Source organism: Parabacteroides sp. AM58-2XD, assembly GCF_003463685.1.
Lineage (GTDB): Bacteria > Bacteroidota > Bacteroidia > Bacteroidales > Tannerellaceae > Parabacteroides > Parabacteroides segnis.
In genome coordinates this window covers 1-17,705 of the sequence record NZ_QSDP01000080.1, presented here as the reverse complement: position 1 = coordinate 17,705, position 17,705 = coordinate 1, and the positions used below count along the sequence as shown (strand labels likewise).

The window sequence follows — 17,705 nt, the reverse complement described above, 5'->3', positions numbered from 1 at the left end:
GTAAATGGCAAACCAATGATTAAGATCAAAGATATCATTTACAGACTTTTCTTCATATTTATTTTTAGTTATTAAAGTGATAACTGCCCGAACCTATCTCGATTTCCGTATAGGAGGCAGTGTCATTCACCCTCCTGACACCCGGTTGGTTGGATTGTTTGATCCGGAACTCTTTCGGTATCCGTACGACGGCAGAGGTATTACCGGGGATTGTAATATCCCAGCTGAAAGTACCGTTTTCTTTTTTCCAGGCACTTTTGATCTCTCCGTAGACTGATTCGTAGGAGGCCGAAACGGCATTCAGCCCTTCGGGAAATACCGGAGCCATGATCAGCTTTTTATAAGCGACGGATTCCGGAGCGCATTTGATTCCAGCCAGGTCTTCGTAGTACCAGATGACCAGGTCGCCCAATAACATGACATGGTTGGCGGAATTCATGGCAGGGTCGGCGGTATCTCCGTTCCAGAGTTCCCAGATGGTGGTGGCACCTTTCTTTGCCATGTATCCCCAACTCGGGTAGGTGTCGTTTGTCGCAATCTTCCAGGCCATATCTACCCGGCCGTATTCTGTGAGACCGCGCATCAGATGCTGGATGCCCAGGACACCGGTACTGACATGGCCGCCGAAGTCTCCCTCCGTTTTCTTGACAATGTTGACAAACACTTTTTCTTCATATCCTTTCGGAACGAGTCCTAAACGTAATGACAGGATGTTGGCTGTAACCGTATTGTTACCGTATTGGGCTGTTTCCGGATGGAAGTATTTCGCGTTGTAGGCTTCTTTCATCTTTGCTGCCAGTTCCTGATAGGTTGCAATATCGTTTTCCTGTCCGCTTAACCGGGCAAATTCGCTCATCATATTCAGCAGGCTGTAATACATGGTGGTGGACAGGATAGCACCGTCAGTCTTACGGGCCGGGTCCTGCGAATGAATTAACTCCTGTGATTCCGGGGGCATACACCAGTCGCCGTAAGTGTCTTTTACGATGATATAATCCTGCATGGCTGTTTGCTGCATGTGTTCCATCCAGCGTTTCATAGACGGGTAATGTCTGATGATGGCACTCTTATCTCCGAACTGGCGGTATAAGAGGTTGGCTACATAGAAATAGGCGGCAGGCCAGGTGACATCGTCGTTGTATATCGTCCAGTAACGGGGAGATACGTCGGAGATGCTTCCTTTCGGGCTTTGGGAGTCTTCGATATCCTGCAACCATTTATTATACAGGAGGGCGTTGTTGAAGATGAATGCTTCCCCGTAAGCTCCGGTTACACGGTCTCCCAGCCATCCGTGGCGTTCGTCGCGCTGCGGACAGTCGGTTGGCATGCCCCGGTAATTGCCGCGAATACCCCAATAGGCATTTTTATAGATCTGGTTCACCAGGGGGTTGGAAGTTTCAACTTTCCGGTCGTTTTCATTTTGTCATAGATTACTTTTCCGGTAAAGGCGGATAATTCCGGCTTATAGTCAAGTCCTGAAATCTCAACGAAACGGAATCCGTAATAGACAAATATCGGTTCCCAGCTGAACTGACCGTCGCGGGCCGGGGTATATATATCGGTCACATTGGCACTACGCAGGTTTGCCAGGTAAAGCGAACCGTCTTCCTTGAGTAATTCAGCAAATTTCATGGTGACAGGTTGATCTTTCTTTCCTTTCAGGCTGACAGCCAACCTGCCGACCATATTCTGTCCCATATCGATAATATATTTGCCGTCCGGTCTTTCGGTGATGCTGACCGGCTTGATTTCTTCCTGGATACGGAGGTTCGGATTTGACTGTACGGTTAATTTACCGGCGGGAGTTGTCATGACATCTGTCGTGAGCCATTTGGAGTCGTCGAAACCATTTTTGTTCCAACCGCTTAGTTCCAGGCGGGCGTCATATTCTTCGCCGTCAAATTCGTTGTTGGCGATGATCGGGCCTTTGGAGGTTACTTTCCATGAGGTATCGCTGACTATGACGGTTTGCGAGCCGTCGGCATACTCGATTTCCAGTTGTGCAAGCAGGGAGGGCAGAGTTTCCTGTCGGTCTCTCATTGCGAAATAACGACCGTTACCTAAGGCAACGCCTATTGTATTTTTATCTTTTGACAACAGATTTGTCACGTCATATACATTATAATATACACGGTTGGGATACCAGGATGGTCCGGGCGCGAAAATATCTTCGCTAACGGGCTTCCCATTGATATAGGATTCGGAAAAACCAAGGCCGGAAATGTATAGAACAGCTTTCTGAACCGGTTTATCCGCAACAAACTCTTTGCGGAGATAGCGGGCGGCAAGACGTGTTTTCCCTTCTTTCGTCTCTCCGGGGTTGGAAAGATTGTTTTCTCCGATCCAGGTTGCTTTCCAGTCGGAAGGATTGAGCAAGGTCATCGACCAGGTGTTTATCGGGCTCCAATCCGTTGAACCTTGATTCGTATTGGCTTTAATGCGCCAATAATATTGTTTTCTGGATTGTAACGGATTGCCTCCGTAGGGGATGAGTATGGACTCATCGCTTTTCACTTCACCGCTGTCCCAAAGCAGTTCTTTTCCGTTTTTCAGGTTATCGGGAGATTCGGCAACCTGTATCTGATAGGAGGTCTGCATGAGATCGGGTGATCCGGAAGAGATTTTCCACATAAAGCGGGGCTGTGATACACCAATGCCTACCGGGTTTTCTTTCATTTCAACCCGAAGATCTTTGATACTGACCGTATGGCCGGAAGTACATCCTGCCAGTATGATAACCAGGACGGCCAATAAGGGGGAGAAGGTTAATTTCATCTGCATTCGTATTAAGTTAGGTATAGACCGGAATAATATATATTCCTTTATTTTACAAAATTAGGGCTTTGGGTGTAGGCTCTAGTTCTAATTTTGACTTTTTTACTTTATAAAATGATACCTTCATATATGTAGATAAAAAGCGTGTAAAATTTGATATATTTCCCTCCTTCTTTAGTCGGTTTTTCAGTACTTTCCAGTGTAGTAGTGTGTAGACTATAATACGTCAAAGAGGATACACCATCATGGCATATCCTCTTGAATAGTTATTGTTTTTTATTCTATGTTGCTTAATAAGCCCGTGCAAACAATACGCGCTGTGCGGAAGGTTTGCCGGTAACCATACACTTACCCGGTGTTTTGTCGCCTTCCAATGGGATACAACGGATAGTTGCTTTGGTTTCGTTCTTGATCTGCTCTTCTGTTTCAGGAGTACCATCCCAGTGAGCCATGATGAACAAGCCTTCTTCTATTTTTTCCTTGAACTCTTCGTAAGTATCGACAGTTACCGTGCAAGCTGTACGATGATCGAGAGCTTTCTGGAAAATGTTCTGCTGGATTTCTTCCAACAGATTCTGTACGTATTCTTCGATACCGTCGCAAGTGATGGTTTCTTTTTCCAGCGTATCGCGGCGCATTACTTCGATCGTGTTGTTTTCCAGATCGCGTCCACCCATTGCCAGGCGTACAGGAACGCCTTTCAGTTCGTATTCAGCAAACTTCCATCCCGGTTTCTTGTTATCTGCATCGTCGTATTTAACGGAGATACCCATCTTTTTCAGTTTGGCTACGATACCGTTTACCTTTTCGCTGATCTGTGCCAACTGTTCTTCGCTGCGATAGATCGGAACGATCACTACCTGGATAGGAGCCAGGTGCGGAGGCAATACCAGACCATTATCATCCGAGTGAGACATGATCAGGGCACCGATCAGACGGGTTGAAACCCCCCATGAAGTAGCCCATGCATAATCACTCTTGCCTTCTTTGTCGATGAAAGTAACATCGAAAGCCTTACCGAAGTTCTGTCCCAGAAAGTGGGAAGTACCTGCCTGCAACGCTTTTCCGTCCTGCATCATCGCTTCGATAGTGTAGGTATCCAAAGCGCCTGCGAAACGTTCGCTGGCAGATTTTACACCTTTGATAACCGGCATTGCCATATAGTTTTCAGCAAAGTTTGCGTATACTTCCTGCATCTTTTTTGCTTCGATTTCTGCTTCTTCACGGGTAGCGTGAGCCGTGTGACCTTCCTGCCACAGGAATTCTGCGGTGCGGAGGAACAGGCGTGTACGCATTTCCCAGCGCATCACGTTTGCCCATTGGTTACATAGGATAGGCAGGTCGCGGTATGACTGAATCCAGTTACGGTATGTGTTCCAGATGATTGTTTCAGAAGTCGGACGGATGATCAGTTCTTCTTCCAGTTTAGCTGCCGGGTCGACAACTACACCTGTACCGTCATGGTTCGTTTTCAGACGATAATGTGTAACAACAGCGCATTCTTTGGCGAAACCTTCTACGTGTTCGGCTTCCTTGCTTAAAAATGATTTCGGGATCAACAGAGGGAAGTAAGCGTTTACGTGTCCTGTTTCTTTGAACATATCATCGAGGATACGTTGCATCTTCTCCCAAATAGCGTATCCGTAAGGCTTGATAACCATACAGCCACGTACAGCAGAATTTTCTGCCAGATCCGCTTTAATAACCAAATCCTGGTACCACTGAGAGTAGTTCACACTTCTCTTAGTCAGTTCTTTCAGCTCTTTTGCCATTTTCTTTAATTCTATGTTGTTTTCAATGATTTTCGAATAATGTCGGGCAAAGGTACAAAATATTTAGATTGAGTTCCAATATGCAAGACTGATATTAGAATATATTCTGATCCGAGTATAAGTTTCCATAGAAGAATGACACTTTCCGAATGATTCTTCCTTCTATGGTAAAAAGTGTTTCTACCTATAGAAACAAATGTTTCCCCATAATGAAACAACTGTTTCTATAGGATGAAACAAACAAAGGCTGTCACCTTTTCAGGGACAGCCTTTGCGCTTATTTAGATAAGAGTATTTTCTTATTTATACGGTTCGCCCTTTACAGCAGCGATACCCGGAAGAACTTTACCTTCGATAGCTTCCAGCAAAGCACCACCACCTGTAGATACATAAGAAACCTGGTCTGCGATACCGAACTTGTTAACGCAGGCAACAGAGTCGCCACCACCAACAAGAGAGAATGCACCGTTCTTTGTAGCTTCAACGATAGCGTTACCTACTGCACGTGAACCGTCAGTAAAGTTTTCAAATTCGAATACGCCTGTAGGACCGTTCCAAAGGATGGTCTTTGAATTCTTGATAACGTCAGCGTAGATTTCGATAGTCTTAGGACCGATGTCAAGACCTTCCCATCCGTCAGGAATTTCGTTTACGTCAGCATATTTAGTGTTTGCGTCATTACTGAAAGCGTCAGCAATCTTAGCGTCTACAGCCAATACCAGGTTTACACCTTTTTCTTTTGCTTTCTTCATCAGGTCGAGAGCCAGATCCAACTTATCGTCTTCAACGATAGAGTTACCGATCTTACCACCCATAGCTTTTGTGAAAGTATAAGTCATACCACCTGTTACGATCAGGTTATCTACCTTACCCAGCAGGTTTTCGATAATTTCGATTTTAGAAGAAACTTTAGAACCACCCATGATAGCTGTGAACGGACGAGTGATGTCGCTCATTACTTTATCGACAGCTTTTACTTCTTTTTCCATCAGGTAACCGAACATCTTATGGTCAGTATCGAAGTAATCAGCGATCAGCGCTGTAGAAGCGTGAGCACGGTGAGCTGTACCGAATGCATCATTTACATAGCAGTCTGCATAAGAAGCCAGTCTCTTTGTGAATTCTTTTTGGCTTTCTTTAACGGCCTTCTTGGCAGCTTTCTTTTCATCGTCTGTTGCGTCTTCAGCCAAACCTCTTGGTTTGCCTTCTTCTTCCGCATAGAAACGAAGGTTTTCCAGCAACAATGCTTCGCCCGGTTGCAATGCAGCAGCCTTAGCGCCGGCTTCTTCACCGATACAGTCGTTAGCAAACTGAACTTCTACGCCCAGCAGTTCAGAAACGTGTTTCAGGATATGTTTCAAAGAATATTTATCTGTAACGCCTTTCGGACGGCCCAGGTGTGAACCGATAATTACACTGCCACCGTCTGCCAGGATCTTCTTAAGAGTAGGAAGAGCGGCACGGATACGAGTGTCGTCTGTGATGTTGAAGTTTTCGTCCAATGGAACGTTGAAGTCAACTCTTACAAATGCCTTTTTGCCGGCAAAATTGAAATTGTCAATTGATTGCATAACTCTTGTATTTAAATTTCTGTATAAAATGTCTTTCTTAGCGCTCGCAAACTTACATAAAAATATTTTATTTCAGTGTTACATTTACATAATAATTCGGTCTATTTAGCATCCGAATGGCGTCTTCTGGTTTTGTCTATATATAATGTATAGAGTACTGAACTTTCTGTTGTCGCCAACAAGAGAAGGTTTTAAAGGAAGAAGGACCTGCGTAATAGTTTTTTTTTAACACTTTTAATGATTGCTAATAATCACAGTTTATATATTTGTCATCAGCTAATTAAGTAATCATTTTTGTATACTCTATAAAAATCATTATGAAAATGCAAATTAACTGTTTAAACCTACTATTGGTACTGTTATTGGGTGTTATCCCTTGTAAGATCCACGCTACGGACACAAAAGAGAGCGTGATGTTGTACACTCCCTACACAAAGATTTCTGTTCCGCCGGGAGAGTCGATTGATTACAGTGTTGACGTCATCAACAAGAGTGATGAAGTGAAGAATGCGACAATTTCCGTGGAAGGAATGCCTCGGGGATGGAGTTATGAGGTGAAGTCCGGAGGTTTTACAATCAGTCAGTTGTCGGTCTTGCCGGATGAAAAGAAAAATTTCTCTTTAAAGGTCGAAGTACCGGTGAAAGTGAATAAAGGTACTTATAATTTTACGGTCTCTGCCGACGGAATGGCGAAACTCCCGCTTACGATTACCGTCTCCAAGCAGGGAACTTACCAGACCGATTTCACGACTACGCAGCCGAATATGGAGGGAAATTCCAAATCAACATTTACATTCAACGCAACGATCAAGAATCGTACAGCGGAGCAGCAACTCTATGCTTTGACAGCCGATGTACAGCGGGGATGGAATGTGGTATTCAAGCCGAATTATAAGCAGGCAACATCTGCACAGGTAGAACCTAATGCAACCCAGAATATAACTATCGACGTCAACCCGCCGGCTAATGTTGCAGCAGGAAGTTATAAAATACCTGTTCATGCCTCGACGGGTTCCACTTCTGCCGATCTGGACCTGGAAGTGGTAGTAACCGGTTCTTATGAAATGGAATTGACTACTCCTAGAGGTTTGCTCAGTTCTGATATAACAGCCGGTGAGACGAAACGGATCGATCTGGTTGTGAAAAATACCGGTTCTGCCGAACTAAAAGATATAGAGCTTTCTGCCAGCAAACCGGTAGACTGGGAGGTTACTTTCGAACCGGCAAAAGTGATGAAGCTGGGAGCCGGACAGACTACAAACGTTGTTGCTACAGTAAAGGCTTCTAAAAAGGCTCTTCCCGGAGATTATGTAACAAAGATGACTGTCAAGACTCCGGAGGTAAATGCTACAACCGATTTTCGTATTTCCGTAAAAACTCCGATGATCTGGGGCTGGGTTGGTGTTCTGATCATTGTTTTGGTATTGGGAGGCGTCTATTATCTGTTCCGCAAATATGGAAGGAGGTAAGCCATGGGTCAACCAGTTATTGAACTTACCGGACTGACAAAAAAGTATGGTGGTTTTACTGCGGTAAATGATTTGAACCTGATCATTAATAAAAAGGACATATTCGGATTACTGGGGCCTAACGGAGCTGGAAAGTCTACAACGATCCTGATGATGCTGGGACTGACTGAACCGACTTCGGGTTCTGTGAAAGTATGTGGAGTAGATTCTACCACGCACCCGATAGAAGTAAAACGGATAGTTGGCTATCTGCCGGAAGATGTCGGGTTTTATGACGACATGACCGGGATAGAGAATCTGGTATATACGGCTCAGCTGAATGGTATTCCGAAGAAGGATGCAAAGGAAAAAGCTGTTCAATTGCTTGAAAGAGTCGGTCTGATGAATGAAGGGAATAAGAAAGCCGGTAAATATTCGCGGGGTATGCGTCAGCGTTTAGGCTTGGCAGATGTCCTGATTAAAGATCCGGAAGTGATCATTCTGGACGAACCGACATCTGGAATAGACCCTGCCGGTGTCCGTGAGTTTATGGACCTGATTCATCAGCTGAGTCATGAAGAAGGGCTGACGGTGCTGTTCTCTTCCCATCATCTGGACCAGGTTCAGCAGGTCTGTAACCGTGTCGGTCTGTTCAGCAGTGGTAAACTATTGGCCGACATTGAACTGACGGAGCAACAGAAGAAAGAGCACGGACTCGATGATATTTATAATCATTATTTCGAAGGAGGTAAAGGTCATGAATAGAATATATCATCCTTTTGGGTAATTGTGAATAAAGAAGTTTCCGATCATATGAGAAGCTGGCGTTTTATTATCATGATCGTCCTTATTGCATTGACTTGTATGGGGTCGTTATATACTGCTCTGACTAATATCGGAGACTCTATCAAGCCTAATGACCCAGACAATGCGTTCCTTTTCCTGAAACTGTTTACCGTTTCGGATGGAACTTTACCTTCTTTTGTTGTCTTTATCAGCTTCCTGGGGCCTTTGCTGGGGATTGCGTTAGGATTCGATGCGATCAATTCTGAACAAAACAGAGGTACATTGAGTCGTATCCTGTCTCAACCTATCCATCGTGATTACCTGATTAATGCCAAATTTGTCGGGGCATTGATTGTTATTGGCATCATGTTGTTTTCTTTGGGATTCTTGGTGATGGGATTCGGATTGATAGCGATCGGTATTCCTCCGACGGCGGAAGAGTTTTTGCGGATGGTGTTCTTTATCATTGTCAGTATCTTCTATGTTGCTTTTTGGCTGAACCTGTCGATATTCTTTTCCATACAGTTCCGTCAGGCTGCGACATCTGCACTGGCTTGTGTGGCCATTTGGTTATTTTTCAGTGTGTTCTATAATATGATCATCAATCTGATAGGGAAAGCACTCAGTCCTTCCGGATTTGCCAGCGATTACCAGATAATCAGCTATCAGCGCTTTATGCTTAACCTGTTGCGCTTCGCGCCGAGCCAGTTGTTCAGCGATGCAACGACTACCTTGCTGATGCCTTCTGTCAGAAGTCTGGGACCGTTGACGATGGAACAGGTGCATGGGGCTATCCCCAGTCCGTTGCCTTTAGGCCAGAGCCTGATCGTTGTCTGGCCGCAGCTGACAGGGTTGATTGCAGCGACAGTTGTTTGTTTTGCCTTGTCTTACGTTTCTTTTATGAGAAGGGAAGTTCGTTCCCGTTAATTCGATTAATATCAGAAAAGGCTCTTACCTGTGTTTGGGATAAGAGCCTTTCTTTAATAGTTATATCTTTGTTTATGCAGTTTCCAGTTTGAACCGCAGGCGTAACCGTCCGTCAGTATAATCGTAATTCAATAGTTTAAACCGCCCTATTTCAGAAGTGTTGCTGACATGTGCACCAATACATGCACAGGCATCATAATCTCCGACACGAACAATACGTAATGTCTCACTTGCATCTTCCGGTAATTTACTGAGATCGACAATGGCTCCGGCTTCCGCTTTCGGAATAAATTCGATCGTTACAGGCAGATGCTGTTCTATTACTTCATTTATCCGGCGTTCTACTTCAGCCATCATTTCAGCGGTAGGCGCTTCCGATAATTCATAATCGCACTTGCTCTTTTTCCTTTCTATATGGGCATTCTTCGAACGCGGACAACCAAACATGCGAACCATCGTCTGATTTAAAATATGTTCGGCTGTGTGCATCGGGGGATATTCAGCCTTATTATGTTCGTTTAATTGAATTTCTTGTTCCATCTTAATTATTTTAATTGATTAAATTAACTACTACTTTTACCAAGTGAAGTGGTATGTGCAAATTATGCACATGTGACATCCTTTTTAAGGATACTATACACATGAATATCCGTATATTCACCGGAAGAAAGTAATTCTCCGTCACGTTCTGTTCCTTCCAGTGTGAAGCCTAAACGTTGAGGAATGGCGTTGCTGGGTTGATTGCCAACAGCACATCGTATCTGGATGCGGTTGAAATCTTTTTCAAAGAACGCCCATTGGCAGAGATAATGGACGGCCCGTGTAATAACACCTTTTCCCCGAAACTCCGGAAGCAGCCAGTATCCTATTTCCGTACGATGGTTTGCTCGGTCTGAGAAATGAAAACCGATCAGACCACAGATCGCAAAGCCTTTTTCAATGATATATACGACATCCCGTTCTCTATAAGGCACTTTTAATGTAGATTCCAGGAATGACTGTTCATCCGCAACACTGTTTAAGCCATCGACAAACGGTAGCCAGATCCGTAAATCCTCACGATGTTTATCTATCGCTTCGTATATGATTTCTGCATCTTCATAAATAGCTTCCCGGATCGTATAACCCGGAATCCCGAAAGAAGAGGAGTGGGGGCGGATGCTTTTTTCAAACGCTTTGCGTTTATCTCCCCTGTAAGGAACTTCTCCAGAGTAACTGAATCCCAAAGAATCTATTAAGCGGAGCATATACTGATTGTCGAAGTTGGTGTCGATGCGAAATTCATAGATGCCCTTGTTCTGGCTTACTTCTTCCGCCTGCAACATAAAACGTTTCGCCAATCCTTGATGTTTCATCTCATCGGCTACGGCCAGTCGGTGAACCACCATGTAAGGAAGATCATTTGTCCATTTACCGTCGATTTCTTTGTAGGCAGGCTCTCCGTCGAAAGAAATAACGCCATAAGTGACAGCTATATTTTCTTTATTACAAAAGACATATCCGTTTCCCGATTGAATATCTTTGGCAATGTTTTCAAGTGCCGGATAATTCTCATCCCATTGATGGCTGTTCAACCGTCGCATTTGCGCTTTGGCTTGTCCGATGATTTCCCAGATACGTGCTATATCTGCTTCTTTTGCTTTCCGGAATAGTAAATCTGAATTGTCCATATTATATCATTATATTTCAGTGGATGCAAATATAATGATATATTTCGGGCAACAGGATATTTTTTGAGGAAGTGGCGTTCAGAAAGAAAAAGAGCCTGTCTATCCGGAGTAGGATAAAGACAGGCACTTCCTGTTTGATTGATAATTAGAATTCGTAGTGGAAACCGAAAGTCAGGTCTTCAGAACTCAGGCTGATACCGGATGTACTGTTGGCATATTTATAATCATCGCGATAACCGGCGAATCCGTATTTAGCGACAAATGTCAGGTTCTTGCATATTTCAAGTGCAATACCCGGTTTGATACCGATTTCGAAACCGTTGACGCTATCGTAGCTTTCTCTTTTATAGGTGGAGATACCAACACCACCGTCCAGGAATAAACGGACAATACCTTTTTCGAAGAATGAAAAACGGGCATAAGGAGCGAAATTAAACGCATTAGCCTTGTTCTCGTCCGATTTGAAATGTGTATAACCGATCTCTGCTGCAATAGCCCAGTTTTCGTTCAGGTTATAACCGACTTCTGGTGCAATAGAAAAATTGGTAACATCGGCGTTCTTGTCGTGAGTAAGATTGAATGAACCACCTACATAAACCTGTGCATCAGCACTGATGATTGCCATAAATGCAACCACCAAAGTAAAAATTAACTTTTTCATCTTTGCTTGTATATTAAACGTTATATGTAAACGGGCGCAAAGATATACAAAAATAAACATATGTTGTACGGCATAAATATTTTATTGTTTGTCTTGCTAATTACAGAATATCCTTAACTTTGCCGCCGTAACAATTAACAAAAAGCATTATGTCAGTTGCAAAGAGGGATTTAGATGATACAAGAAAGGTGACGACACATCGCCTGATGGAAATGAAACAACGTGGAGAAAAAATTTCTATGTTGACGGCTTACGATTATTCTATGGCTAAACTGATCGATCAGGCTGGTATGGATGTTATTCTTGTCGGCGATTCAGCATCGAATGTAATGGCCGGTAATGTAACAACGCTTCCTATCACATTGGATCAGATGATTTACCATGGTAAATCGGTTATGAAAGCAGTACAGCGTTCATTAGTGGTAGTTGACCTGCCTTTCGGTACATACCAGGGAAACTCCAAAGAGGCTTTGGCTTCCGCTATCCGTGTCATGAAAGAGACGCATGCCGACTGTATTAAACTGGAGGGAGGTAGTGAAATAAAAGAATCTATCGAACGTATCCTTTGTGCAGGTATTCCTGTGATGGGACACTTGGGTTTGACTCCGCAGTCTATTAATAAGTTCGGTACTTATACCGTCCGTGCCCGTGAAGAAGCAGAAGCACAGAAGTTGATTGACGACGCTCATCTGTTGGAAGAGATCGGATGTTTCGCCATCGTGCTGGAAAAGATTCCGGCAGAACTGGCTGCACGTGTTGCTTCCGAACTGAGCATACCTATTATCGGTATCGGTGCCGGTGGAGGTGTAGACGGTCAGGTTTTGGTTATGCACGATATGTTGGGAATCAATATGGGATTCTCTCCGCGTTTCCTTCGCAGATATGCCAATATCGGAGAAGAAATCACTCGTGCTGTCCAGGCATACATCGAAGATGTGAAGACACAGGACTTCCCGAATGAGAAGGAACAATATTAGAAATAATTGAGTTATCAATTTGTAGTGACGGGAGTAACTATTTCCCTTCTTGAGAGGGGAACCAGTTACAACCAGTTGCTATAAATATCTGATTAATTTATGAAATCTCATCTACTGATCGGAGCCGCATCGTCAGGAAGCGGTAAGACAACATTTACACTCGGTTTGCTTCGGGCGTTGAAGAACCGGTATGGAAAAGTCCGGCCGTTCAAATGTGGTCCGGACTATATCGACACGCGCCATCATAAAATGGCCGCCGGCTGTCCTTCCATCAATCTGGATAGTTTCATGATGTCCGAACAACATATACGTGATTTGTATCGACGCTATACTTCGGTAGCCGATTATGCAGTAACCGAAGGCGTGATGGGGCTTTTTGACGGATACGATGCTATGCAGGGAAGTAGTGCTGAAATCGCGCGTACATTAAATATACCTGTCGTCCTGATTGTAAACGCAAAAAGTACAGCCTATTCCGTTGCCCCTTTGCTGTACGGTTTCAAAAACTTCTATAAGGAGATAAACATTGTTGGAGCCGTTTTCAATTTTGTAGCTTCCGAAACTCATTATTCCTTTTTGAAACAAGCCTGTGAAGATGCCGGTGTCGAAGCGTTAGGATACCTTCCCAAACAGGCCGACGTAGAGATACCGAGTCGCCATCTGGGCTTAACCCTGGATGAGGCATTTTGTTTTGATACATTTGCCGACCGTGTAGCCGCCCTGGTAGAGAAACATGTCGATATCGACAGACTATTGGCATTGACCGCCTGCCAACCTGTTTCTAACTCTCATATTGTTCAGCCTGAACAAACGCTACCTTCTCCTTTGAAAATCTTGATCGCTCGTGATGCCGCCTTTAATTTTGCGTATGAGGAGAACATTCAATTGTTGCACAGGCTGGGAGAAGTTTCCTTTTTCAGTCCGCTTCACGATTCCGTATTACCGGAATCCGATTTTGTTTACTTGCCCGGAGGCTATCCCGAATTATACCTTTCCGGTTTATCATCAAACCGTTCCATGCTTCAATCCGTCCGCGATTATGCAGAAGCAGGAGGGAAGCTACTTGCCGAATGCGGAGGAATGATGTATTTATGCAATAGAATAAAATCGTCGGATGGGAATAGTTTTCCGATGGTCGGTTTACTGAACCAGTCGACTACTATGGAGCAAATGAAACTTCGTTTGGGATACCGTACATTATATTATAATGATTATGTAATGACCGGACACGAGTTCCATTATTCCCGTATTGAGCCTCAGAAAGAGGAACTAGCTTCTGTCGCTACCGCTTGTACAGCCAAAGGAAGCCCTGTCGCTACCCCTTTATACAGATATAAGAACGTCTTAGCCGGATACACCCATCTTTATTGGGGCGACCCGTCAAGAAACCAATGGTTTATCGACTATCTGAACGGACTTATCTAGCCATTGCCAACACTTTCATCTTTTTGGGCATCTTCTCAATTGCGTATCTTAACGAAGCATAAGAGGATATGATATATTTACTACAAACATACATATTTTTCTTATATATGCCCGTTTTAATAAAATAATCCTTATTTTCGTGTAAACTAATAATTCAATGCCATGGTCAATACTATTTTTCTTGGTATCGCAGTTGTTGCTTCCGCCATATTTCTGATACAGTTTATCATGTCTATCTTTTTCGGAGACTTGGATACGGACACGGATATTGATGTCGATCTCAGCAGCGCAATATCTTTTAAAGGATTAACCCACTTCTGCATCGGTTTCGGATGGTATATGTATATTGCCAAAAGTACGGCCATCTCTACTTTCCTGATCGGCATACTGATCGGGTTGCTCTTCGTTTTTATCCTATGGTTTCTCTATAAGAAAGCCTATCAGCTTCAGAAAGAAAATAAACCGGAAAAGACAGAAGCCCTGGTGGGCCGGGAATGTACGATCTATGCACACGATGGAGTTCGCTATATCGTTCAGGTCGCCCAGAACGGAGCCTTGCGTGAGGTGGAACTCCGTTCCTTGGAAGGGAAAAAGTATCAGACCGGCGACCGCACGTTGATCTGCAAGGTTGAATCAGGAACAATTTATATACAGTAATAAATAATAAACTCAACTATTAAATTATGACACAGGAAATGTTAATCATGGTAGCCATCCTGGTAGGGGTTATCATTCTTTCTTTTATCGGGATATTGTCCCGTTACCGTAAGTGTAAGAGTGACGAGGTGTTGGTTGTGTATGGTAAGACATCCGGAGAGAAATCAGCCAAACTCTATCACGGTGGAGCCGCTTTCGTATGGCCTATTATTCAGGGATACGAGTTCCTTTCCATGAAACCTCTTCAGATTGATTGTAAACTGACCGGCGCCTTGTCCGCGCAGAATATCCGTGTAGATGTTCCGACCACCATTACGGTAGCGATCAGTACCGACCCTGAAGTGATGCAGAATGCAGCCGAACGTCTGTTAGGTTTGCTGCCGGAAGACAAGCAGAACCTGATTACCGATGTTGTGTATGGCCAGATGCGTCTGGTTATTGCCGATATGACGATCGAAGAGTTGAACTCCGACCGTGATAAATTCCTTTCCAAGGTACGCGACAATATCGATACGGAACTACGCAAGTTCGGTCTTTACCTGATGAACATTAATATCAGCGATATCCGTGATGCCGCCAATTATATCGTCAATCTCGGTAAAGAAGCTGAAAGCAAAGCCTTGAACGAAGCACAGGCCAATATCGAAGAACAGGAAAAACTCGGTGCCATCAAGATTGCCAATCAGATTCGCGAACGTGAAACGACTGTTGCCGAAACACGCAAAGATCAGGATATCGCTATTGCAGAGACAAAGAAACAACAGGAAATATCAGTAGCCAATGCTGATAAAGAACGTATTGCCCAGGTTGCCGTTGCCAATGCCTCGAAAGAGTCGCAGGTAGCCAAAGCCGAAGCAGATAAGAATATCAATATAGAAAAAGCAAATACTGAAAAAGAGAGCCGTATCGCAGAACTAAATTCCGATATGGAAATCAAGAAGGCCGATGCCGGAAAGAAAGCCGCTGTCGGACGAAACGAAGCAAATAAAGAAGTTGCCAAGTCTGATGCCGAACTGGCGGTAACCCAGGCCGAAGCAAGCAAACAAGCCGGTGAAGCAGCAGCCCGTTCGGAAGCTTCTGTGCAAGCTGCCCGCGAAATCGCTCAGCGCGAAGTGGAAGAAGCAAAAGCCAAAAAGGTTGAATCAGCCCTGAAAGCACAAAAGATCGTTCCGGCAGAAATCGCCCGTCAGGAAGCCATCCTGCAAGCTGAAGCAGTGGCCGAAAAGATGATCCGCGAAGCCGAAGCGAAAGCAAAGGCAACTTTGGCCCAGGCCGAAGCCGAAGCCCGTGCTATCCAGATGAAACTGGAAGCCGAGGCCGAAGGTAAAAAGAAATCATTGTTGGCTGAAGCCGATGGATTCAAGGCAATGGTTGAGGCAGCCGAGTCTAACCCGGCTATCGCTATCCAGTATAAGATGGTAGACCAGTGGAAAGAAATTGCCGGTGAACAGGTGAAGGCATTTGAACACATGCAGCTCGGTGATATCACCGTCTTTGACGGTGGCCAGGGCACAACCGGTAATTTCCTGAACCAATTGGTTAAAACCGTAGCCCCGAGTCTCGGCGTATTGGATAAATTGCCTATCGGCGAAACCGTAAAAGGAATCATTCGTCCGGAAGAAAAAGACGAAAAGAAAGATACAACGAAGAAGTAATATGAGAATTTATACCAGGGGAGGAGATAAAGGCCGTACCGGTATCCATGGCGGCGAACGGGTTGATAAAGACGATATCCGTATCGAAGCCAACGGTACGCTTGACGAAGTGAATGCACAAATCGGTATCGTGCGGGCTTTATTACCTCCCGAACATGAATGGCAGGATGTCTTAGGTAAAATACAACGGGAGCTGATGGTTGTCATGTCGCACGTGGCAACCCCTTCGGCTATCCGCGACAAGAACCCTAACAGTTTATCGGAGGACCTTGTGTCCTTCTGTGAGCAACAAATAGATCTACTCACCGGACAGATGCAGGATAACGGTTTCTTTATCCTGCCCGGCGGTACCCTGATCTCCGCCCATTTGCAGTTGGCACGTACTGTTGCCCGTCGAGCCGAACGTCGTTTATGGACATTATACCGGAAAGATCCGCTTCCGGAAGAAATCATGCAGTTCGTGAATCGCCTCTCAGACCTACTTTTCACTATGGCCCGTTACGAAATGTTTCAACAGGACCATGCCGAAGAACGTTGGAACTCTTTCCTCTATAAAAGAAAAAAGAAAGAGTAATCCATATCTGGCAATAGTTAAATAAAAAAATCTTGCAAATTCACGATTGAAAAGTGAATTTGCAAGATTTTTTTATTTTTCAGAAGTATATAACCTCTCTTTTTGAAGTTTGCCATCATCGGAACGTCCACTTTCCTTATGAAACTAAACCTATTTCTGGAAATCTCATCTTTTTAATTACTTATAAAAAACAGTGTATTTTCGCCTTACTTATTGTATGGAATTAATGTTTTGGGTTTTGATTGAAAAATGAATTTATTCATATAAAGGATATGACTTGAAATATGTATTAATATGCAGTATATTAGCTCATGGAGGCTATCTACCGGAGGCACTTTCCTTTGAACTGCACGGACTGACAGTTTCGGATGAAAGCTATCTGAGAAGTCTGGAGACGGGAAAGCATATTGAACTGTTCTCACATAATGAAGCGGCTTACCGGGCTATCGAGGAAGGATTCAAAACAAACAGGATCGGAGCCGTTGTACTGGCGACCGGAACAGGAAAGTCTTACCTGATTGCCCGTTATATCGTCAATCATTCGGAAGATGATATAGTGGTTATCGCTCCCAACGTTACGATCATTGCCGAGATCAAAAAAGCTATTGGCAGGACAATGCCGCATGTTGCCTACCGGACTTTTCAGGCATTAAGTTCTGAATCGCAGTACAGTCGGTGAACTCAAAGCAAATCATATTATTATCGACGAGTTCCATCATTTCGGAGCGGAGGTATGGGGACAGGCTGTACAGGAAGTAATAGATAACAATCCGGAAGCCCGTGTACTGGGAATGTCGGCCACTCCAA

General features: G+C 44.2%; 13 protein-coding genes and 2 pseudogenes. 9 read left to right on the top strand and 6 right to left on the bottom strand.

The window, feature by feature from the left end; translation table 11 throughout:
• Positions 1-64: 64 nt before the first annotated feature.
• The 3 genes and pseudogenes from DXA15_RS17615 to pgk all read right to left on the bottom strand — a co-directional run bounded on the left by DXA15_RS17615 (position 65) and on the right by pgk (position 6,118).
• Positions 65-2,775 (bottom strand): annotated as a pseudogene (locus DXA15_RS17615) (family 78 glycoside hydrolase catalytic domain).
• Between the two features lie 290 nt (positions 2,776-3,065).
• Positions 3,066-4,547, bottom strand: a complete 1,482-nt coding sequence (gene proS, locus DXA15_RS17610; protein ID WP_007656038.1) for a proline--tRNA ligase — start codon at positions 4,545-4,547, stop codon at positions 3,066-3,068.
• Between the two features lie 299 nt (positions 4,548-4,846).
• Positions 4,847-6,118 (bottom strand): phosphoglycerate kinase, encoded by a 1,272-nt coding sequence (gene pgk / locus DXA15_RS17605; protein WP_128134878.1) that lies wholly within the window; start codon positions 6,116-6,118, stop codon positions 4,847-4,849.
• Between the two features lie 317 nt (positions 6,119-6,435).
• Here pgk and DXA15_RS17600 point away from each other — a divergent pair, with 317 nt between their 5' ends.
• From DXA15_RS17600 to DXA15_RS17590, 3 genes are read left to right on the top strand one after another with little or no spacing between them, the layout of a single operon-like run.
• Positions 6,436-7,587 carry an NEW3 domain-containing protein gene (locus DXA15_RS17600; protein WP_186961773.1) on the top strand — a complete coding sequence of 384 codons (1,152 nt, stop codon included), beginning with the start codon at positions 6,436-6,438 and terminating at the stop codon, positions 7,585-7,587.
• A 3-nt stretch (positions 7,588-7,590) separates the two neighbouring features.
• Complete coding sequence (locus tag DXA15_RS17595; protein ID WP_128134877.1) at positions 7,591-8,331, top strand: ABC transporter ATP-binding protein; 741 nt, start codon at positions 7,591-7,593, stop codon at positions 8,329-8,331.
• A gap of 48 nt (positions 8,332-8,379) precedes the next feature.
• Entirely contained in the window at positions 8,380-9,279 is a 900-nt protein-coding gene (locus DXA15_RS17590; RefSeq protein WP_128134886.1) for an ABC transporter permease, read from the top strand.
• A 72-nt stretch (positions 9,280-9,351) separates the two neighbouring features.
• On the opposite strand, the gene DXA15_RS17585 is transcribed toward DXA15_RS17590, so the two are convergent.
• The 3 genes from DXA15_RS17585 to DXA15_RS17575 form a co-directional block, all read right to left on the bottom strand.
• Positions 9,352-9,819 (bottom strand): hypothetical protein, encoded by a 468-nt coding sequence (locus DXA15_RS17585; protein WP_007656048.1) that lies wholly within the window; start codon positions 9,817-9,819, stop codon positions 9,352-9,354.
• A 62-nt stretch (positions 9,820-9,881) separates the two neighbouring features.
• The gene (locus DXA15_RS17580) at positions 9,882-10,949 is read right to left on the bottom strand and encodes a GNAT family N-acetyltransferase (RefSeq protein ID WP_128134876.1); all 1,068 of its coding nucleotides are present in this window, start codon (positions 10,947-10,949) and stop codon (positions 9,882-9,884) included.
• A 145-nt stretch (positions 10,950-11,094) separates the two neighbouring features.
• Positions 11,095-11,610 (bottom strand): outer membrane beta-barrel protein, encoded by a 516-nt coding sequence (locus tag DXA15_RS17575; RefSeq protein ID WP_128134875.1) that lies wholly within the window; start codon positions 11,608-11,610, stop codon positions 11,095-11,097.
• A gap of 149 nt (positions 11,611-11,759) precedes the next feature.
• Here DXA15_RS17575 and panB point away from each other — a divergent pair, with 149 nt between their 5' ends.
• The 6 genes and pseudogenes from panB to DXA15_RS17545 form a co-directional block, all read left to right on the top strand.
• Positions 11,760-12,587, top strand: a complete 828-nt coding sequence (panB, locus tag DXA15_RS17570) for a 3-methyl-2-oxobutanoate hydroxymethyltransferase (protein ID WP_048316368.1) — start codon at positions 11,760-11,762, stop codon at positions 12,585-12,587.
• 99 nt (positions 12,588-12,686) lie between these two features.
• Positions 12,687-14,012 carry a cobyrinate a,c-diamide synthase gene (locus DXA15_RS17565; RefSeq protein WP_128134874.1) on the top strand — a complete coding sequence of 442 codons (1,326 nt, stop codon included), beginning with the start codon at positions 12,687-12,689 and terminating at the stop codon, positions 14,010-14,012.
• Between the two features lie 162 nt (positions 14,013-14,174).
• On the top strand, positions 14,175-14,669 hold the full coding sequence (locus tag DXA15_RS17560; RefSeq protein WP_128134873.1) for a hypothetical protein: 495 nt from the start codon (positions 14,175-14,177) through the stop codon (positions 14,667-14,669).
• Positions 14,670-14,695: 26 nt separating this feature from the next.
• Positions 14,696-16,324 carry a flotillin family protein gene (locus tag DXA15_RS17555; protein WP_128134872.1) on the top strand — a complete coding sequence of 543 codons (1,629 nt, stop codon included), beginning with the start codon at positions 14,696-14,698 and terminating at the stop codon, positions 16,322-16,324.
• 1 nt (position 16,325) lies between these two features.
• Positions 16,326-16,898, top strand: coding sequence for a cob(I)yrinic acid a,c-diamide adenosyltransferase (locus DXA15_RS17550; protein ID WP_128134871.1), 573 nt, complete (start codon positions 16,326-16,328; stop codon positions 16,896-16,898).
• Between the two features lie 301 nt (positions 16,899-17,199).
• Positions 17,200-17,705: pseudogene (locus DXA15_RS17545) on the top strand (DEAD/DEAH box helicase); the annotation flags it as partial.

Excerpts from the sequence above, each read along its gene's own strand:
- DXA15_RS17590 (WP_128134886.1), top strand. The coding sequence starts at position 8,380 with ATGAGAAGCTGGCGTTTTATTATCATGATCGTCCTTATTGCATTGACT.
- DXA15_RS17600 (WP_186961773.1), top strand. The coding sequence starts at position 6,436 with ATGAAAATGCAAATTAACTGTTTAAACCTACTATTGGTACTGTTATTG.
- DXA15_RS17580 (WP_128134876.1), bottom strand. The coding sequence starts at position 10,949 with ATGGACAATTCAGATTTACTATTCCGGAAAGCAAAAGAAGCAGATATA.
- DXA15_RS17575 (WP_128134875.1), bottom strand. The coding sequence starts at position 11,610 with ATGAAAAAGTTAATTTTTACTTTGGTGGTTGCATTTATGGCAATCATC.
- DXA15_RS17560 (WP_128134873.1), top strand. The coding sequence starts at position 14,175 with ATGGTCAATACTATTTTTCTTGGTATCGCAGTTGTTGCTTCCGCCATA.
- DXA15_RS17550 (WP_128134871.1), top strand. The coding sequence starts at position 16,326 with ATGAGAATTTATACCAGGGGAGGAGATAAAGGCCGTACCGGTATCCAT.
- pgk (WP_128134878.1), bottom strand. The coding sequence starts at position 6,118 with ATGCAATCAATTGACAATTTCAATTTTGCCGGCAAAAAGGCATTTGTA.
- proS (WP_007656038.1), bottom strand. The coding sequence starts at position 4,547 with ATGGCAAAAGAGCTGAAAGAACTGACTAAGAGAAGTGTGAACTACTCT.
- DXA15_RS17565 (WP_128134874.1), top strand. The coding sequence starts at position 12,687 with ATGAAATCTCATCTACTGATCGGAGCCGCATCGTCAGGAAGCGGTAAG.
- DXA15_RS17585 (WP_007656048.1), bottom strand. The coding sequence starts at position 9,819 with ATGGAACAAGAAATTCAATTAAACGAACATAATAAGGCTGAATATCCC.
- panB (WP_048316368.1), top strand. The coding sequence starts at position 11,760 with ATGTCAGTTGCAAAGAGGGATTTAGATGATACAAGAAAGGTGACGACA.
- DXA15_RS17595 (WP_128134877.1), top strand. The coding sequence starts at position 7,591 with ATGGGTCAACCAGTTATTGAACTTACCGGACTGACAAAAAAGTATGGT.
- DXA15_RS17555 (WP_128134872.1), top strand. The coding sequence starts at position 14,696 with ATGACACAGGAAATGTTAATCATGGTAGCCATCCTGGTAGGGGTTATC.